This is a genomic window from Aeromicrobium sp. (assembly GCF_014378035.1).
Lineage (GTDB): Bacteria > Actinomycetota > Actinomycetes > Propionibacteriales > Nocardioidaceae > Aeromicrobium.
The window spans coordinates 1-17,942 of record NZ_JACMOM010000376.1; the positions used below are offsets into that span (position 1 = coordinate 1).

Here is a 17,942-nt window from a genome sequence, read left to right on the forward strand (position 1 = left end):
ATCCCGCCAAGGCCGTCATCGGTGAGCACGTTCCCGTGCTGGCGACGATCTGGCGGGAGGGCCACGACGCCGTTGCGGGCACCGTGGCATGGCGTGGTCCGGGCGACAGGCGTGACCGCTTGACGCACATGGTCGAGCAGGGCACGGGCCTCGACCGTTTCGGTGCTGTCATCGTCCCGGACTCCGTGGGTCTCTGGACGTTCCGGGTCGACGCGTGGAGCGATCCGTGGACCACCGTCGCGCACGCCATCAAGGTCAAGGTCGAGGCTCAGCAGACCCCGGCCGAGCTCGCCAACGACCTCGAGCTCGGTGCTCGCCTGCTCGATGAGGTCGCTGCACGGCGCGACCGTCGTCACGAACGTCCCCAGCTCGAGGGTGCGGCTGCGGCACTGCGCGCGGCTGATCTCCCGCTCGGTGCTCGGGTGGGCCCGGCCATGTCCGACGCAGTCCAGCTGGTCATGCGCACCCACCCCGTCCGTGAGCTGCTCACGAAGGGGCCGACCCGCAGGGTCTGGGTCGACCGCGAGCGCGCCGCGTACGGGTCCTGGTACGAGTTCTTCCCACGGTCGACGGGCGGCCTCGACTCGAAGGGCAAGCCCGTCCACGGCACGTTCGCCACGGCGACCGCCGAGCTCGACCGCGTCGCCGACATGGGCTTCGACGTCGTCTACCTGCCTCCGATCCACCCCATTGGACGGGTCAACCGCAAGGGCCCCAACAACTCGCTGACGCCTGGCCGGCACGATGTCGGTTCGCCGTGGGCCATCGGCGCGAAGGAGGGTGGGCACGACGCCATCCACCCCGAGCTCGGCACCGCCGCGGAGTTTGCCGACCTCGTGGCCCGAGCCGGCCAGCTCGGCATGGAGGTCGCACTCGACCTGGCCCTGCAGGTGGCGCCCGACCACCCTTGGGTCACCGATCATCCCGACTTCTTCACGACGCTTCCCGACGGCACGATCGCCTTCGCCGAGAACCCGCCGAAGAAGTATCAGGACATCTATCCGCTCAACTTCGACAACGACCCGCGAGCCATCTATGAGGAGATGCTCAGGGTCACGCTGGTGTGGGTCGAGCGCGGCGTGCGCATCTTCCGGGTCGACAACCCCCACACGAAGCCTCCCGACTTCTGGGCCTGGCTGATCGCCGCGGTCAAGGCCGACCACCCTGACGTGCTGTTCCTCGCGGAGGCGTTCACCCGACCGGCACGTCTCTACGGGCTCGCGCGCGCCGGGTTCACCCAGAGCTACACCTACTTCACGTGGCGCACGTCCAAGCAGGAGCTGATCGACTTCGGCACCGAGGTGCGCGACCACTGGGACGAGGGCCGACCCAACCTGTTCGTCAACACGCCCGACATCTTGCCCGCGCACCTGCAGGTCGGCGGGCCGGGGATGTTCGCGATCCGTGCGGCCCTGGCCGCGACCCTCTCTCCCACGTGGGGCGTCTACTCCGGCTTCGAGCTCTACGAGCACCAGCCCGTCAAGCCCGGCAGCGAGGAGTACCTCGACTCCGAGAAGTACGAGCTCCGGCCACGCGACTATGCCGGTGCGCTGGCCGAGGGACGATCGCTGCAGCCCTGGTTGACGAGGCTCAACGAGATCCGCAGGGCGCACCCTGCGCTGCAGCAGATGCGCACCCTGCACTTCCACGCCGTCGACCACGAGGCACTGCTGGCCTATTCCAAGCGCGACCCGGCCACCGGCGACACCGTCCTGACCGTGGTATCGCTCGACCCGCACGAGTCCCGCGAGGGCACGTTGTGGCTCGACATGGCGGCCCTGGGCTGCTCGCCCGGCGACCGACTGATCGCTCACGACGAGGTGACCGGCGAGACCTACGACTGGGGCGAGTCCAACTACGTGCGTCTCGACCCGTTCCGTGCGACCGCGCACATCATCGGCGTGACCCGCCGCGACGCCTGACCAGCACCCGGCACAGACCAATTCTCAATGCAGGACCAAGGAGACCAGATGCCACAGGACCACGCGCCCGACGCTGCGCTGGAAGGCCTGGAGAACACGCCGCACACCGGTGAGGCGGTGGCAGAGGACGGCACGCTCGTCGAGCCACAGGCCGACGACTTCGGCCATGCTGAGCAGGCCCCGAGCGACCCCGTGTGGTTCAAGCACGCGGTGTTCTACGAGGTGCTGGTGCGGGCGTTCGCCGACTCCAACGGCGACGGCACGGGCGACCTTCGTGGGCTTGCCGGCAAGCTCGACTACCTCCAGTGGCTCGGCGTCGACTGCCTGTGGCTCCCACCCTTCTACGCCTCGCCGCTGCGCGACGGTGGCTACGACATCAGCGACTTCCGGGCAGTGCTGCCGGAGTTCGGCACGGTCGACGACTTCGTCTTCCTGCTCGAGGAAGCGCACAAGCGCAACATCCGGGTCATCACCGACCTCGTGCTGAACCACACGTCCGACGCACACCCATGGTTCCAGCAGTCTCGTCACGAGCCCGACGGCCCCTACGGCGACTACTACGTGTGGAGCGACGACGACTCCGCCTACTCCGACGCGCGGGTCATCTTCGTCGACACCGAGTCGTCCAACTGGACGTACGACCCGGTGCGCGGGCAGTTCTACTGGCATCGTTTCTTCAGCCACCAGCCTGATCTCAACTTCGAGAACGAGGAGGTGCAGGAGGCCATGCTCGACGTCCTGCGTTTCTGGCTCGACCTTGGCATCGATGGGTTCCGGCTCGACGCGGTTCCCTACCTGTTCGAGGAGGAGGGCACCAACTGCGAGAACCTCCCGCGGACGCACGAGTACCTCCGCAAGTGCCGGGCGACGATCGACAGGGAGTATCCCGGTCGCATCCTGCTCGCCGAGGCCAACCAGTGGCCGTCCGACGTCGTCGAATACTTCGGCAACCCCGACGTCGGCGGCGACGAGTGCCACATGGCGTTCCACTTCCCGCTCATGCCACGCATCTTCATGGCGGTTCGGCGCGAGTCGCGGTTCCCGATCTCGGAGATTCTGGCCCAGACCCCCGAGATCCCGTCCGGCACGCAGTGGGGCATCTTCCTACGCAATCACGACGAGCTGACCCTCGAGATGGTCACCGATGACGAGCGTGACTACATGTATCAGGAGTACGCCAAGGACCCGCGCATGAAGGCGAACATCGGTATCCGCAGGCGGCTCGCGCCACTGCTCGACAACGACCGCAACCAGCTCGAGCTCTTCACGGCGATGCTGCTGAGCCTGCCAGGCTCACCGGTGCTGTACTACGGCGACGAGATCGGCATGGGCGACAACATCTGGCTCGGCGACCGCGACGCTGTGCGGACGCCGATGCAGTGGTCGCCTGACCGCAACGCCGGCTTCTCGCGGTCCGATCCCGGCCGCGTATACCTGCCGCCGATCATGGACCCGACCTACGGGTACGAGGCCATCAACGTCGAGTCGCAGCAGGGCAACGCGTCGTCACTCCTGAACTGGACCCGCCGGATGATCCAGGTCCGCAAGCAGCACCACGCTTTCGCGGAAGGGGAGTTCGTCGACCTCGGAGGCTCCAACCCCAGCGTGCTGACCTACAAGCGCCACTGGGTGCGGCCCGACGGCGAGCTCGACGTCGTGCTCTGCGTCAACAACCTCTCGAGGTTCCCGCAGCCCGTCGAGCTCGACCTCTCCGAGCATCAGGGCGCCACGCCGGTCGAGCTCACCGGGAGCGTCAGGTTTCCGCGCATCGGCGAGCTGCCCTACTTCCTGACGTTGCCGGGTCACGGCTTCTACTGGTTCCAGCTGTCCGAGCTGGGCGACGAGGGTGAGAGAAGGAGCCTCGCATGACGGACATTCCCGCATCGCACGACGAGCTGGTGGCGCACCTGTCGAACGAGCTGCCGGCGTGGCTGCCCACGCAGCGCTGGTTCGCCGGCAAGGACCGCGACATCACGGCCGTGCGGGCACTGACCTGGACGACGGTCCTCGACGGCGACCCGCTGCTGATCCACCTCGTGGTCGAGGTCGAGCAGGGCGATCGGACCGAGCCGTATCAGCTGCTGATCGGCAGCAGGCAGTCACAGCTGCCTGACGTTGCCTCATCTGCCTCGATCGGGCTCGACAGCGGGCTGACGTGCTACGAGGCAAGCGGTGATGCCGATCTGACGGCGCCGCTGCTCGATCTCATCGCGGCGGGGGAGCGGGTCGGCGGACTGAGCTTCGCCACCGAGCCCGGTGCCGAGCTGACCACGGGCCTACGGGCCCACCCGATCACGTCCGAGCAGAGCAACACCTCGCTCGTGTACGGCAGGCAGTACATCCTCAAGCTGTTTCGCAAGCTCACGCCCGGCCTCAACAAGGACCTCATGCTGCACCGTGCCCTGCGGGAGGTGGGGTGCCACCACATAGCCGACCCGCTCGGCTCGATCACTGCCGAGCTCGACGGGGAGCCGTGGACGATCGGCATGCTGCAACGCTTCATGCCCGATGCCGCTGACGGCTGGGTCATGGCGACGACGAGCGTCCGGGACTTCATGGCAGAGCCATCGCTTCCCCCGGGGGAGCTCGGCGGCGACTTCGCCGGCGAGGCGGAAAGACTGGGCCGGGCTGTTGCCACGGTTCACGCCGACCTTGCCCGCGCGTTGGGCGTCGAACAGGCCGACGCGGCTGAGCTCGACGCCAGTGTCGCGTCGATGCTCGAACGTCTCGATCGGGCTGCCGCCGCCGTGCCCGAGCTGGTCGAGCATGTCCCGGCACTGCGTGAGGCCCTCGGCAAGGTCGCTGAGACGCCGCTGCCCCTACCGGTGCAGTACGTCCACGGCGACCTCCACCTCGGCCAGGTCTTGCGCACGCTCAACGGCTGGTTGCTGCTCGACTTCGAGGGCGAGCCAGCCTCGAGCCTCGCCGAGCGCGCTGCGCTGCGGTCGCCACTGCGCGACGTGGCGGGCATGCTGCGCTCGTTCGACTATGCGGCTCAGCAGCTTCTCGTCGGTCGACCGCCCGATCCGGAGTCGACCGCCTGGGCGATGTCGTGGGCACACCGCAACCGCGAGGCTTTCTGCGACGGCTACGCCGCGGTGGCTGAGCAGGATCCTCGCGACCGGGCCGACCTCCTGCGCGCGCTCGAGCTCGACAAGGCCGTGTACGAGGTGGCGTACGAGCACGCCAACCGACCCGACTGGCTGTCGGTGCCGCTGGCATCGATCGTCCGCATCATGACCGAAGGTGAGTGACCCCGTGAACGACGCACATCAGACCCGGGCCTGGCCGCCGTCCGTCGGCGAGCTTGACCTCCACCTCATCAGTGAGGGTCGGCACGAGCGGCTGTGGGACGTCCTCGGTGCCCACGTTCGCACGCACGATGCCGGCGCCGGTCCGGTGGAGGGCACCGCGTTCACCGTGTGGGCGCCGAACGCGCAGGCGGTGCAGGTGGCCGCCGGCTTCAACGGATGGGACGGCGGGGAGCACGCCATGAGGTCGCTCGGGTCGTCCGGTGTCTGGGACCTGTTCGTCCCCGGTGTCGGCGCCGGGACGCACTACAAGTTCCGCATCCACGGACGCGATGGTGGCTGGCACGAGAAGGCCGACCCGATGGCGTTCGCCACCGAGGTCCCACCCGCCACCGCCTCGGTCGTCAGCCAGCCTCAGCACGTCTGGAAGGACGAGGCGTGGGTCACCGAGCGCAATTCCACGACGTGGCTCGACGCCCCGATGAGCATCTACGAGGTTCACCTCGGCTCGTGGCATCCCGGTCTGGACTACCGCGAGCTGGCCGACGAGCTGGCGGACTACCTCACCGAGACAGGCTTCACGCATGTCGAGCTCATGCCGGTGGCCGAGCACCCGTTCGGCGGGTCGTGGGGCTACCAGGTCACGTCCTACTACGCGCCGACGTCACGGTTCGGCTCACCCGATGACTTCCGCTGGTTCGTCGATGAGCTCCACCAGCGCGGCTTCGGCGTCATCGTCGACTGGGTGCCGGCACACTTCCCGCGCGACGAGTGGGCGCTCGCGCGGTTCGACGGTGCCCCTCTCTACGAGCACGCCGACCCGCGCCGGGGCGAGCAGCCCGACTGGGGCACGTACGTGTTCGACTTCGGGCGGGCCGAGGTGCGCAACTTCCTGGTCGCCAACGCGCTGTTCTGGTTCGAGGAGTTCCACCTCGACGGCCTGCGGGTCGATGCTGTCGCCTCGATGCTCTACCTCGACTACTCGCGCAAGGACGGCGAGTGGGAGCCCAACCGGCACGGGGGGCGCGAGAACCTCGAGGCGGTGCAGCTGCTGCAGGAGCTCAACGCGACGGTCTACAAGCACCACCCCGGCGTCCTGATGATTGCCGAGGAATCGACCGCGTGGCCGGGTGTCAGCAGTCCCACCAGCAGCGGCGGGCTCGGCTTCGGCTTCAAGTGGAACATGGGCTGGATGCACGACACGCTCGACTACCTCGGCCACGAGCCGGTGCACCGGTCGCACCACCACGGGGAGATGACCTTCTCGATCGACTACGCCTGGACCGAGCACTTCGTGCTGCCGCTGTCGCACGACGAAGTGGTGCACGGCAAGGGGTCGCTGTGGCAGCGCATGCCCGGCGACGCCTGGAACAAGGCGGCCGGCGTGCGCGCACTGCTGGCCTTCATGTGGGCGCATCCCGGCAAGCAGATGCTGTTCATGGGCGGTGAGTTCGGTCAGGAGGGGGAGTGGGCCGAGTCGGGGTCGCTCGACTGGGGCCAGCTCGACGACCCTCTGCACGCGGGCGTGCTGCACCTGGTGAGCGACCTCAACACGTTCTACCGGTCGGCGCCGGCCCTCTACTCGGCCGACGGCCGTCCCGAGGGGTTCCAGTGGATCGACGCGAGTGACGTGGGCGGCAATGTCATCTGCTTCCTGCGCATCGGGTCGGACGGCTCGCGGGTTGCGTGCGTGGCCAACTTCTCCGGTGGCCCGCACCACGACTACCGCGTCGGTCTTCCGTCTGCCGGTCGATGGCGAGAGGTCATCAATACCGACAGCCAGGTCTACGGCGGCTCTGGCGTCGGCAACATGGGCACCGTCGAGGCTGAGTCCCTGCCCTGGCACGGACAACCCGCGTCGGCAGTCCTGCAGCTTCCTCCGTCAGGAGTCCTCTGGCTCACCCCTGACCCCTGAGCAGTGAGCCACCGCTCAGGGGCGTCGAGTGACGGGCGGGGAGGTGCGGCGAAGGATGCGCATCGAGCCGACCACCAGCTCTTCGACGAACTCGCCGCTGTCGAGGGCCGCGCAGTAGATGCGGTACGGAGCCTGCCCGCCGTCGGCCGGGTCGGGGAACACGTCGTGGATGACCAGCGCACCACCGGTCCGCACCCACGGGGCCCAGCCGTGGAAGTCCAGCTGTGCGGCCTCGTCGGTGTGGCCACCGTCGATGAAGACGAGGTCGATTGGGGTCTGCCACCAGCGGGAGATCGCCGCCGACCGTCCGACCATCGGCACCACGACGTCCTCGAGACCCGAGGACGATAGAACGCGACGCAGTGTCGGCAGGGTGTCGAAGAGGCCCGACTCGGGGTCGACAAGCGTCGAGTCGTGATACTCCCAACCCACCTGGTGCTCCTCGGAGCCGCGGTGGTGATCGATCGTCACGACCGTCGAGCCGGTCGTCGATGCCGCGTGCGCCAGGAAGATCGTCGACTTGCCGCAGTAGGTACCGATCTCGACCGCGACGCCACCGCGGACGTGGCGCTGTGCGGCGGCATGCAGCGCAAGGCCCTCGTCGAGCGGCATGAACCCCTTGACGGACTCGGCGAGCGACGCCAGGTGGTCGGGGAACGCGGTCAGCGCAGCGTCGGGCACGGGCATGACTCGCTCACCTCCCAGTCGCACGCAGGCAAGTTTTCGCCACGGAACAGGCCGTTGGCCGGCGTGGTCCGCGACAGGGCGTCGGCGGCGAGGATGACCGTGGCTGCCGTCCATGTCGTCCGTTCGACGGGCCAGCGGGTGTTGTCGTCGTAGACCAGACCGGTCCAGTACGACCCGTCGTCGTGGCGCAGGTGCTGCATCGCGCCGAGCTGTGCGCGCGCCTCACCGGTGCGGCCGATCGTGTCGAGGGCGAGAGCGAGCTCGCAGGTCTCCGCCCCCGTGACCCACGGGTTGGTCGAGACGCACCGAGCGCCCAGCCCGGCCACGACGAACACATCCCAGTGCTCGTCGATGCGAGACTCGGCCCGCCCGCGGGCAAGCCCGCCACCGAGAAGCGGGTAGTACCAGTCCATCGAGTGGGTCGCCTTGTGGCTGAACAGCTGGGGATGGTCGTCGAGGGCGTGCCGGAGGCGGCCGGCCGCCAGCTCCCAGTCGGGCCGAGCCTCACCGATCAGCTCGGCGAGGGCCGTCGCGCACCGCAGGCTCAGGTGGATGCTGGCGTTGCCCGTGACCAGGGCCTCGGGCTCGACGCCGGCGTCGGTGCGGGCCCAGGCAATGGCGCCGTCGGGCCGCTGCATGCCGAGGGCGACCTCGATGCCACGGGCGACGGTCGGCCACATTTGCCGTACGAACGACCGGTCGCCCGTCACGAGCCAGTGGTGCCAGACGCCAGTGGCGAGGTAGGCGCAGAAGTTGGAGTCTGTGTGCGGGTCGTGCACGACCTCGTCCTGGTACCGGATGGCCCACGAGCCGTCGGGCCTCTGCGCGGATGCCGACCACATGTACGCACGCTCGGCCTCGTCGAGGCGTCCTGCGGCGCTGAGCGCCATCGCCCCCTGCACGTGGTCCCACGGGTCGGTGTGCCCGCCCACGAACCATGGGATGGCTCCCGACCGCAGCTGCGTCCGCGCGATGGAGTCGGCGGTCTGTCTGGCCTGGGCCTCGGTGAGTGCGCCGTCGACGGACGGCATGGCCAGCACCACGATCAGATCGGCTTCCGGAAGTACAGAGCGACGCTCTTGCCGAGGACGGGGTTGAGCGCGCGTTCCGCGAGACGGGTGGCAGCCGGCGCCTTCATCATGTCCCACACCAGCAGCCGGTGGTACGTCCGGACGAGCGGGTGCTGGTCGCGCTGCACGCCCACGGCGCACTTGAGCCACCAGAAGGGGGAGTGCAGTGCGTGTGCGTGGTGCTGGTCGGTGAACTCCAGGCCCGCGGCCACGACCTTGGCCGTGAGCTCGTTAGCACGGAAGATGCGGATGTGACCGCCCTCGTTGGCGTGGTACTCATCCGACAGCGCCCAGCAGATGCGCTCGGGCAGCCATCGCGGCACCGTGATGGCGAGGATGCCACCGGGTGTCAGGATGCGGACGAGCTCGGCGATCGCTCGGTCGTCCTGTGGCACGTGCTCGAGGATCTCCGAGGCCAGTACGACGTCGAAAGACCCGTCGTCGTAGGGCATGTCGAGCACGTCGCCGACGACAGTCTCGGCGCTGCCGCCAGCAGGCACCTCGCCAGCAGCCTCCAGCGCCCCGAACATCTCGTTGACTCCCTTGAGCTCGACCTCGTCCATGTCGTACGCGGTCACGACGGCTCCGCGACGCAGCGCCTCGTACGAGTGGCGGCCAGCGCCGGCGCCCACGTCGATGAAGCGGGTGCCGCGGCCCACCCGGAGCCTGTCGAAGTCAGCGGTCAGCATGTCGTCTCCTGGTGGTGCGGTCGGCAGCGAGGATCGCCTCGGTGTAGGCCTCGACGGTTGCGCGGGCCACCGAGACCCAGCTGTAACGTTCGAGCGCTCGGGCCCGGCCGGCAGCGCCGAGCCGCGCACGTTCGGTGGGCGAGTCGAGCAGCCCACGGATGGCAGCGGCCAAGGCCTCCGCGTCGCCGGGCTCGACGAGCACGGCGCACTCGCTCGATCCGGTCAGAGGGTCGGCACCGACCACCTCGGGCAGAGCGCCGGCACGGCTCGCGACGACGGGGGTGCCGCACGACATCGCCTCGACTGTCGGGAGTGAGAAGCCCTCGTAGAGCGAAGGGACGCACATGACCTCTGCTGAGGCGAGGAGTGCGGCGAGCTGCTCGTCGGAGATTCCGTTGACGACCGTGACCGCGTCGCCGATGCCGAGCTCAGTGATGCGGCGCTCGGTCAGACCGCCCGGGTCGAGGTTCGACACCAGCTGCAGCTCGACGTCGTGGTCGGTGCGCAGCTTGGCGGCGGCGTCGAGGAGGTGCACCACGCCCTTGAGGGGTCGGTCGGCGCTGGCGATCGCCACGATGCGACCGGGCACCCTGCCCGTGGAGGGGGCGAAGAGCTCGGTGTCGACGCCCAGCGGCACAACCCGCATCTGCGAAGGTTCGAGGCCGAAGTCCTGGACGGAGTCGGCCGCCGATGTCCCGGCAACGGCGACAACGATCGGGATTCGACGCGCGACGCGGGCCTGCATCGGGACAAAGGAGTACCAGCGGCGGACCGACAGCCTGCGTTTCCGCGGTGCGGCGGCGAGATCGACCGCGCGGTCGCGGCTGATGGGGTGGTGGACGGTCGCCACGAGCGGCATGCCACGCCGCATGACCGCCAGCAGCCCGTAGCCGAGGCTCTGATTGTCATGCACGACGTCGAAGTCATCGACTCTCCCGCGCATGATGCGGGCAACACGCAGGCTGAAGGTGAGCGGCTCGGCGAAGCACCCTGTCAGCGTCAGCGCGTACTCCAGGACGTCGGTGGCGCTGTGGAACTCGCTGGGACGAGGCGTCCGAAAGGGGTCTGGCTCGCGGAACAGGTCGAGGCTCGGCACCTTCGTCAAGACGACCCTGGGGTCGAGGCCGGACGGGTACGGCTGCCCGGAGAAGACCTCGACGTCATGACCGAGATCGACGAGTCCCTGGCTGAGGTGCCGTACGTAGACGCCTTGGCCTCCGCAGTGTTCCTTGCTCCGGTAGGACAGCAGAGCGATGCGCACCCGGGCCTCCTCGGTTACTGGTCGGTAGAGGCTCCATCATGCCGGGTCGCCGGAAGCGCCGCGTGCCCGGTGGCGCGCGGTCAGGACGGCGAAAGGATTCTTGGCGTCCTGACCCGTGTGGGGGCATGACTCCAGGCCTTGTTGATCGTTGTAGGACATGCGTCCGAGCATTCGGTTTGGGCGTGGGGGGCGCAGGTCACAGGGTGTTAAAACCCGTGTGACAGGTGGTGCTGATGGGGCATACTGAGGACGTCTTGCCAGCAGCAGCGCATGCGATCAGTTGTCGACGAAGGGGAGTCATGTCCGACTCAGAGTCCAACCATCCGGTCGAGCGTCGACGCGCCGACCCGCTGCAGGTTGCTGCGGAGATGCTGGCAAAGGAGGAGATGGGACAGGCCAACAGGCCGGCTTCGTCCATCGCTTCCAGGCAGGGAACCACCCCCCGCCCCAGCCCCGCGGACGTCCTGTCGCGTTCAGTCGCCGGCATCGACGCTGCCGGTGCGGCCGATGCCACCGCAGGCACGGACGAGCAGCAGGACGAGGGAGACAATCCTCGCGGTGCCCGCCGCGCCGTCGCGAAGGCTGCCCGTCAGGTCGCCGCCGACAAACGTCGTGACGAGCGCGCTGCCGCCAGGGCGTTCGCCGCCTCGAAGCGTTATGCCAACCGCCGCGACGACAAGACTGATGATGCCTCGCCCGAGAAGCCCGGGACGACCGATCTTGGTACGGACGATGCCGGTCCGAACGATGCCGGTCCGGACGATGCCGCGACGCCGTCAACCACGCCGGCGCAATCCGAGCCGGCGCTGTCCGAGCCCGTGCCGTCCGAGCCGGTTCTGTCCGACCGTACGCTCGCCGACCGGACGCTGGCAGAGAAGCTCGACGCCGCTCGTGAGGCTGTCGCCACTCCGCCCGACCAGGACTGGTCCGGGCCCGGGGCCACGCAGAAGCTCGATGCCATCCGCGACACCGACTCGCCGACCGCTGCGCCGGTCCCGCAGGAGATACCGACCCGCGACGCGCCCACAGACGACTCATCGACCGCTGCACCGTCCACCCACGGTTCGTCTGACTCGAGCTCGTCCACCCCGGTGTCGTCTACTCGCGACTCGGTCATCGGTTCTCGTGCCGCTGGTGGCCCGCCTACTGCAGCGGAGTACTCGGCAGGCATCGACGAGGCGATTGTCGTGCCGCTCAAGGCTCAGGCAGAGCCCGAGCGCACACCCGGACCGGAAGTCGTCGAGGAACGCGTGATCGAGACGATCGAGTCCGACCAGTCCGACCAGGTCCCGGTGGACGAGACGGCCGCCGCAGCAGTCGAGGGTCCGGACGACGACGACGACACCGCCGACCAGCCCAAACCCCTCGAGCCCGCCCCCGAGGCCAACACGTCCAAGGGCTCCGAGCCTGACCTCCACGTCGTGAAGCCCGCCGCGGCGGAGTCTAAGCCGCAGCGTGAAGTCGTCGCACCGTCCGCGATGGTCGCCTCAGAGCTGTCGTCCACCCCGGCCGCCGGGCCGCCAGTCACCTTCGCCGAGAAGCTCGCTGCGGCGAGCGCTGCGGCACAGCAACGCGTTGCTGCGGCCCGCGCCGAGGCGGGACGGCTCATGGAGGAAGCCGCGCGTGAGCGCGCCGAGGTCACCGCACGTCTCTCCGCCGACGAGGCGGCGCAGCGTGAGGTCACGACCGCCAAGCTCAAGGCCGCTGAACGGGCTGCCGCTGAGCGTGTCAGCGCCGCACAGCAGGAGGCCGACCGTGTCCCCGCCGACATCGAGCGTGAGCGCAAGGCCGCTGCCATCAAGATCGCCGAGCTCCAGCAGGAGGCTGACGATCGTGTCGCCGGCGCCAAGCTGGAGGCTGAGCGCCAGGCCCAGCTCCGCATCGAGGAGGCCAAGAGCGAGGCTCAGCGTCTCGCCGCGGAGGCCGAGGCGGAGGCCAAGGCCACCGCGGAGCGTCGCATGGCTGAGTCCGAGCGAGCAGCCCAGGAGGCCGCGACCCGCCGTCTCGACGCTGCAGAGAAGGATGCTCAGCGTCGCATCGAGGAGGCCCGCGCCGAGGCCGACAAGGTCATCGCCCAGGCCGGCGCCGACCGCGAGGCTGCGCTTGCGCAGCTCGCCAAGGAGCGTGAGGAGGCTGATGCCCGGCTGGTCCAGGTGAAAGCTGAGTCCGAGCGCATCGTCAAGGAGGCCGAGGACACCTCGAGAGGCCACGTTGCCGCCGCGAGGGCTGAGGCTGAGAGTGTCGCTACCCAGGCAGCGTCAGATCGTGAAGCAGCACAGGCGCAGCTCGCCCGGGAGCGTGAGGAGGCTGATGCCCGGCTGGTCCAGGTGAAGGCCGAGTCCGAGCGCATCGTCAAGGAGGCCGAAGACACCGCTTCGAGCCACGTCGGTGCAGCCAAGGCCGAGGCCGAGAAGTACGCACAGGAGACGGCCGCCGAACGGGTTGCCATCGCTGTGCGGGTCGCCGACGCCGAGCGTGCGGCCGACGAGAAGCTCGTCGCCGCCAAGATCCAGGCCGATCGGCTTGCCGCCGAGGCTGCCCGCCGCCACGAGGACGCCGCAGTCGAGCTCGCTCGCGAGCGCGATGAGGCGAAGGCGCTCGTCGACCGCGCCAACAAGGAGGCCGCCAAGCTGGCCGGGGAGGCTGTGTCGGAACGCGCCGACGCGGCAGCCAAGCTCGCCGAGGCTGAGCGCCTGGCATCAGACAAGGTCAGGATCGCCGAGGCCGAAGCCGAGCGGGTTGCGGCCGATGCTGCGGAGTCTGCCAAGGCCGCCGATGAGGCGCGCGACGTTGCCGAGCGCAAGCTCGCCGCCGAGATCGAGTCGTCACGGGCCGACGCGGCGCGCAAGGTGTCCGAAGCCGAGAAGGATGCCGCCGATCGGGTGGCGGCCGCCCAGGCCGAGGCTCGGAGGGTTGCCGAGCGGTCCGAGCAGGACGCGAGGCAGCGCATCGCGCAAGCTCAGGCCGAGGCAGAACGTGTCACGGTGCAGTCCAAGCGTGACGCGCAGGAGCGGCTCAGCCAGGCTGTTGCCGCGGCGCGCATCGCGGCCGAAGAGAAGCTGCAGGAGGCCGAGCGCACGGCGCTCGAGTGGGTCGCCGCGGCCGAGGCCGAAGCCGAGCGTGTCGCGCAGGAACACATCCTGATGGCCAACCACACGTCGGCCATGACGCCGCTGACGACGCAGGCTTGGATGGTCGATGAGTACGTCGACGAGGCGCCGGACGAGTCACCTGGAGTCGCGCCGGACGAGCAGGAATCCGCGGAGCACACGCTCGAGGCGGTGAATGACGGGTCTGGGGCGCTCGCCCCCAAGATCAAAAAAAGAGTCGTCCGCCGCAGGTAATGTCTTGACCGCAGGCTCGATCGTCGCCGGCCTCGAAGGTTCGGCTGACGCGAAGAGCAAGCCGGTTCCCCTTTCCGGGGGCGTTGTTCCTGAGTTCACCAACCGTGTTGCCACCGCGCCGTCCGAGGCTCGGCCTGACGCCGAGCCCAGGCCTGACCGTGCGAGTCGACGTGTCGCGAGGGCTCAGGCCAAGGCGGCCGCGCGTGATGAGCGTGCCCGGTCCGAAGAGGACGCCCGGCTCGCCCAGGAGTCGGTCGCGGCAGAGAAGGCGGCCGCCGCGAACAAGGCCACCAAGGACAAGGCCGCCGCGGACAAGGTGGTCGCAGACCAGGAACGGCTGGATGCTGTCCGACTGCGGCAGGAGGGTGCGCGGCCGGATGGGTCTGAGCCTGCGGGACCTCCGCCGGGCGAGACCCCACCCGAAGACCCGCGTCAGCTCAGAGCCGAGGCCAAGGCTGCCAGTCGCAGCGAGCGGGACAGACCAAGGACGACTGCACGTGACGAGCGTGCTCGGGTCAAGGACGAGGCCCGGATCGCCAAGGGTTCGGCATCGCAGGCCAAGGCTGACTCCAAGCAGCAAGCCCGCAGCGAGCGCAGCAAGGTCCGGGAGGCCGCCGCGGCCGAGAACGTCGCCGCCCGGGTTGCTGCCGCTGCTGCGCGATCGGCCGCCCGGGTCGACACGCGCACCGCTGAGCTGCAGTCGCCTGAGGTCTCTGATGACAGTCAGATGGCTCCGGCCGAGCAGATGGTCCCGGCCGAGCCCTCGCGTCCGGAGCCCGACGTCGAGTCAGAGGCATCGCTCGTCGACGCCGCCAGGCGTGCCCGCCAAGAGCGAGAGGCTGTGCGGGCAGGCGTTCACGAGCGCGAGACCGACCAAGACGAGACCGTCCAGGCCGAGACCGACCAGGAAGAGACCGACCCGGAAGAGACCGACCAGGAAGAGACCGACCAGGACGAGACCGACCAGGACGAGACCGACCAGGCCGAGACCGACCAGGCCGAGACCGACCAGGCCGAGACCGACCAGGACGAGCAGACCGACCGGGACGTGAAGTCGGCCGAACGCCAGCGACGTGCCGACTCGAAGCACGCAGCGCGCAAGGCGGGTCGCCGAGCTTCTGCAGCCAAGGTGGCTGACGACCACATCGTGGAGGCCCCACGCGAGCCCAAGGTGTCGCCCGTGGAGAGGCTGCGCCGCAAGGCCGCTGCCGGGTCCGAGGCGCGCGCTCAGGCGAAGATCAACGAGCCGGGGCGTGCCAAGGCGAAGTCGGCGCCCAAGAGCGTTGCCGCAGGCCCGTCAGGGTCAGCGACCGACAGCTCCGCACGCCGCCGGAATGCCATCCTGGTCCTGGCTGGCGCGGTCGGCGCCGTGGGACTCATCTGCTCCGTCTTGCTGGCGGCCGGCGCTCTCGTGGTGGCGCGAGGCATCGGCGATGACAACGCCTCCGTCGCGATTCTCTTTGACGTGTGTGACGCGCTGATCGGACCGCTGCGAGATGTCTTCGCCTTCTCCGGCACGAACGGTGATCTGAAGAACACCCTCGTGGCCTACGGGCTCGGCTCGCTGGGCTACCTCGTGGTCGGTCTCGCTGCTCAGTCGTTCCTGAGGTCCCGCGCCGACGCGTGACGACGCGGTCAGGGTGTGGCCGCTGAGTCGCGTCCACCTGTCTTAGACGCGTGTGATCTATTCCATGCCCGGATGGGTCGCTCCGGTTGCTACCACTGGGTAACATTCTCAGGAAGAAGGACCTCGTCGCTTCGACACCTCGAGTCGTGCGATGGTGGCTCCTGAAACAGTCCCAGACCGCCGCGATGCCCGACTGGTCGTCGTGCCCCAGATTCACAGGAGTGTCCTTGTGACCAAAATTGTCGTCGCTGTGAAGTACGTCCCCGACGCCACTGCCGACCGAACATTCAGCTCCGACAACACCGTCGACCGCGCAGGCGTCGACGGGCTTCTTTCCGAGCTCGACGAGTACGCGGTCGAGCAGGCTCTCAAGATCGTTGAGGCCAGCGACGGCGAGGTCACAGTGCTGACGGTCGGACCCGATGAGGCTGCCGACGCCGTGCGCAAGGCGCTGCAGATGGGTGCCGACGCAGGCGTCCACGTCAACGACGAAGCCATCCATGGCTCTGACGCCGCCGCAACGTCGCTCGTGCTCGCCGAGGCTTTCAAGAAGCTCGACTACGACCTGCTGGTGTTCGGCATGGCCTCGACCGACGGCTCGATGGGTGTCATCCCGTCGATGGTGGCCGAGCGCCTCGGCATCCCCGCGGTGACCCTGGGCTCGGAGATCACGGCCGACGGCTCGACCATCACGATCCGTCGCGACGGCGACTCCGCAACCGAGACGATCGAGGCAACCGGCCCGCTCGTCCTCAGCGTCACCGACCAGACCGGCGAGGCCCGCTACCCGTCGTTCAAGGGCATCATGGCCGCCAAGAAGAAGGACGTCCAGCAGTGGACGTTGTCCGATCTCGGCATCGACGCCGCATCGGTGGGCACCAATGCTGCATGGACGAAGGTCACGTCCTACGAGCCCCGCCCGCCGCGCACCGCCGGTGAGATCGTCACCGACGAGGGAGGCGGCGGCACCAAGCTCGTCGAGTTCCTCGCCGCCAAGAAGTTCGTCTGTGAAGGAACTGATCACATGACTGAAGTTCTCGTTGTCGTCGACCATGTCGACGGCGCAGTGACCAAGCCGACCCTCGAGCTGCTGACGATCGCCCGTCGCCTCGGCGAGCCATCCGCAGTGTTCTTCGGCGGCAACGTCGACGCGGCCAAGGACAAGCTCACCGAGTTCGGCGCAGAGAAGATCTACGTGTACGACGACGCCGCTTACAGCGAGTTCCTCGTGGTGCCCAAGGCAGAGGCGTTGGCCGCCCTGGTCAGCGAGACGTCGCCCGCGGCGGTTCTCATCGTCTCCGGCGGCGAGGGCAAGGAGATCGCTGCCCGCGTCTCGATCAAGACCGAGTCGGGCCTGATCACCGACGCCGTCGACGTGCAGTCCGCCGACGGGGGTGTCGCGACGACGCAGTCGGTCTTCGCCGGCAACTTCACGGTCGTGGCGTCCGTCACCACGGGCACGCCCATCGTCACGGTCAAACCCAACTCCGCTGCCCCGGAGGCCGTTGTGGGTGCCGGTGTCGTCGAGGCCAAGGCCATCGAGATCTCCGACCTCGCCAAGACTGCGAAGATCACCTCCTCCAAGACCAAGGAGGCGTCGGGACGCCCCGAGCTCACCGAAGCCGCGATCGTCGTCTCCGGAGGGCGTGGCACCGGCGGTGACTTCACCGAGGTCGAGGCATTCGCCGACTCCATCGGCGCCGCTGTCGGCGCGAGCCGCGCGGCCGTCGACTCGGGCTGGTACCCGCACTCGTTCCAGGTCGGGCAGACCGGCAAGACCGTCTCGCCGCAGCTGTACGTCGCCAATGGCATCTCTGGTGCCATCCAGCACCGGGCCGGCATGCAGACGTCCAAGACGATCGTGGCGGTCAACAAGGACAACGAAGCCCCGATCTTCGAGCTCGTCGACTTCGGCGTGGTGGGCGATCTGAAGGCTGTCCTCCCGCAGGCCACCGATGAGGTCAAGAAGCGCAAGGGCTGATCGCGACTGACGGTCGGCCCGCGCCAAGGGGTTGGCCGGCCGTCGCACGTCATCAAGAGGCAACGACACGTGGTGGCGACACGCTGACGAAGGTGCGGCACGCGTGCAGCAAGGTCTGCGCCCACGTCGCAGCATGCGCCGGCCCCGCAGGAATCATCGTGCCCATGACCAGCGGCGCGGAATCGCCCGCTCGCG

At 68.7% G+C, this 17,942-nt stretch carries 11 protein-coding genes and 1 pseudogene; 8 read left to right on the forward strand and 4 right to left on the reverse strand.

Features of this window, described 5'->3' with window-relative positions:
• The 4 genes from H7290_RS19915 to glgB form a co-directional block, all read left to right on the forward strand.
• Nucleotides 1-1,922, forward strand: a 1,922-nt coding sequence (locus H7290_RS19915) for an alpha-1,4-glucan--maltose-1-phosphate maltosyltransferase (RefSeq protein ID WP_290515762.1), incomplete at its 5' end; no start/stop codon positions are given.
• Nucleotides 1,923-1,970: 48 nt separating this feature from the next.
• Nucleotides 1,971-3,791: a maltose alpha-D-glucosyltransferase gene (gene treS / locus H7290_RS19920; protein WP_290515763.1), complete on the forward strand. Its 1,821-nt coding sequence runs from the start codon at nucleotides 1,971-1,973 to the stop codon at nucleotides 3,789-3,791.
• Entirely contained in the window at nucleotides 3,788-5,176 is a 1,389-nt protein-coding gene (locus tag H7290_RS19925; protein ID WP_290515764.1) for an aminoglycoside phosphotransferase, read from the forward strand. The genes treS and H7290_RS19925 overlap by 4 nt, the downstream gene beginning before the upstream one ends.
• A gap of 4 nt (nucleotides 5,177-5,180) precedes the next feature.
• Complete coding sequence (gene glgB, locus H7290_RS19930; protein ID WP_290515765.1) at nucleotides 5,181-7,088, forward strand: 1,4-alpha-glucan branching protein GlgB; 1,908 nt, start codon at nucleotides 5,181-5,183, stop codon at nucleotides 7,086-7,088.
• Between the two features lie 15 nt (nucleotides 7,089-7,103).
• Here glgB and H7290_RS19935 read toward each other — a convergent pair whose 3' ends face one another.
• Genes H7290_RS19935 through H7290_RS19950 form a run of 4 tightly spaced genes read right to left on the reverse strand, consistent with a single transcriptional unit; the run spans nucleotide 7,104 to nucleotide 10,795 of the window.
• A complete protein-coding gene (locus H7290_RS19935; RefSeq protein ID WP_290515766.1) occupies nucleotides 7,104-7,775 on the reverse strand; it encodes a class I SAM-dependent methyltransferase in 672 nt (223 codons plus the stop codon).
• Nucleotides 7,751-8,806: a prenyltransferase gene (locus tag H7290_RS19940; protein ID WP_290515767.1), complete on the reverse strand. Its 1,056-nt coding sequence runs from the start codon at nucleotides 8,804-8,806 to the stop codon at nucleotides 7,751-7,753. Before H7290_RS19940 ends, H7290_RS19935 begins: the two co-directional genes overlap by 25 nt.
• A 14-nt stretch (nucleotides 8,807-8,820) precedes the next feature.
• Nucleotides 8,821-9,534, reverse strand: a complete 714-nt coding sequence (locus H7290_RS19945; RefSeq protein WP_290515768.1) for a bifunctional 2-polyprenyl-6-hydroxyphenol methylase/3-demethylubiquinol 3-O-methyltransferase UbiG — start codon at nucleotides 9,532-9,534, stop codon at nucleotides 8,821-8,823.
• Entirely contained in the window at nucleotides 9,521-10,795 is a 1,275-nt protein-coding gene (locus tag H7290_RS19950) for a glycosyltransferase family 4 protein (RefSeq protein ID WP_290515769.1), read from the reverse strand. The genes H7290_RS19945 and H7290_RS19950 overlap by 14 nt, the downstream gene beginning before the upstream one ends.
• A gap of 299 nt (nucleotides 10,796-11,094) precedes the next feature.
• Here H7290_RS19950 and H7290_RS19955 point away from each other — a divergent pair, with 299 nt between their 5' ends.
• From H7290_RS19955 to H7290_RS19970, 4 genes and pseudogenes are all read left to right on the forward strand, one after another.
• Nucleotides 11,095-14,139, forward strand: coding sequence for a hypothetical protein (locus tag H7290_RS19955; protein ID WP_290515770.1), 3,045 nt, complete (start codon nucleotides 11,095-11,097; stop codon nucleotides 14,137-14,139).
• A gap of 4 nt (nucleotides 14,140-14,143) precedes the next feature.
• Nucleotides 14,144-15,766, forward strand: coding sequence for a hypothetical protein (locus H7290_RS19960; RefSeq protein WP_290515771.1), 1,623 nt, complete (start codon nucleotides 14,144-14,146; stop codon nucleotides 15,764-15,766).
• A 229-nt stretch (nucleotides 15,767-15,995) separates the two neighbouring features.
• Nucleotides 15,996-16,772 (forward strand): annotated as a pseudogene (locus H7290_RS19965) (electron transfer flavoprotein subunit beta/FixA family protein); the annotation flags it as partial.
• 18 nt (nucleotides 16,773-16,790) lie between these two features.
• The gene (locus H7290_RS19970; protein WP_290515772.1) at nucleotides 16,791-17,747 is read left to right on the forward strand and encodes an electron transfer flavoprotein subunit alpha/FixB family protein; all 957 of its coding nucleotides are present in this window, start codon (nucleotides 16,791-16,793) and stop codon (nucleotides 17,745-17,747) included.
• The last annotated feature ends 195 nt before the right edge of the window (nucleotides 17,748-17,942 follow it).

Coding starts and splice junctions, on each gene's coding strand:
- treS (WP_290515763.1), top strand. CDS start 1,971: ATGCCACAGGACCACGCGCCCGACGCTGCGCTGGAAGGCCTGGAGAAC.
- H7290_RS19925 (WP_290515764.1), top strand. CDS start 3,788: ATGACGGACATTCCCGCATCGCACGACGAGCTGGTGGCGCACCTGTCG.
- H7290_RS19935 (WP_290515766.1), bottom strand. CDS start 7,775: ATGCCCGTGCCCGACGCTGCGCTGACCGCGTTCCCCGACCACCTGGCG.
- H7290_RS19940 (WP_290515767.1), bottom strand. CDS start 8,806: ATGCCGTCCGTCGACGGCGCACTCACCGAGGCCCAGGCCAGACAGACC.
- H7290_RS19945 (WP_290515768.1), bottom strand. CDS start 9,534: ATGCTGACCGCTGACTTCGACAGGCTCCGGGTGGGCCGCGGCACCCGC.
- H7290_RS19955 (WP_290515770.1), top strand. CDS start 11,095: ATGTCCGACTCAGAGTCCAACCATCCGGTCGAGCGTCGACGCGCCGAC.
- H7290_RS19970 (WP_290515772.1), top strand. CDS start 16,791: ATGACTGAAGTTCTCGTTGTCGTCGACCATGTCGACGGCGCAGTGACC.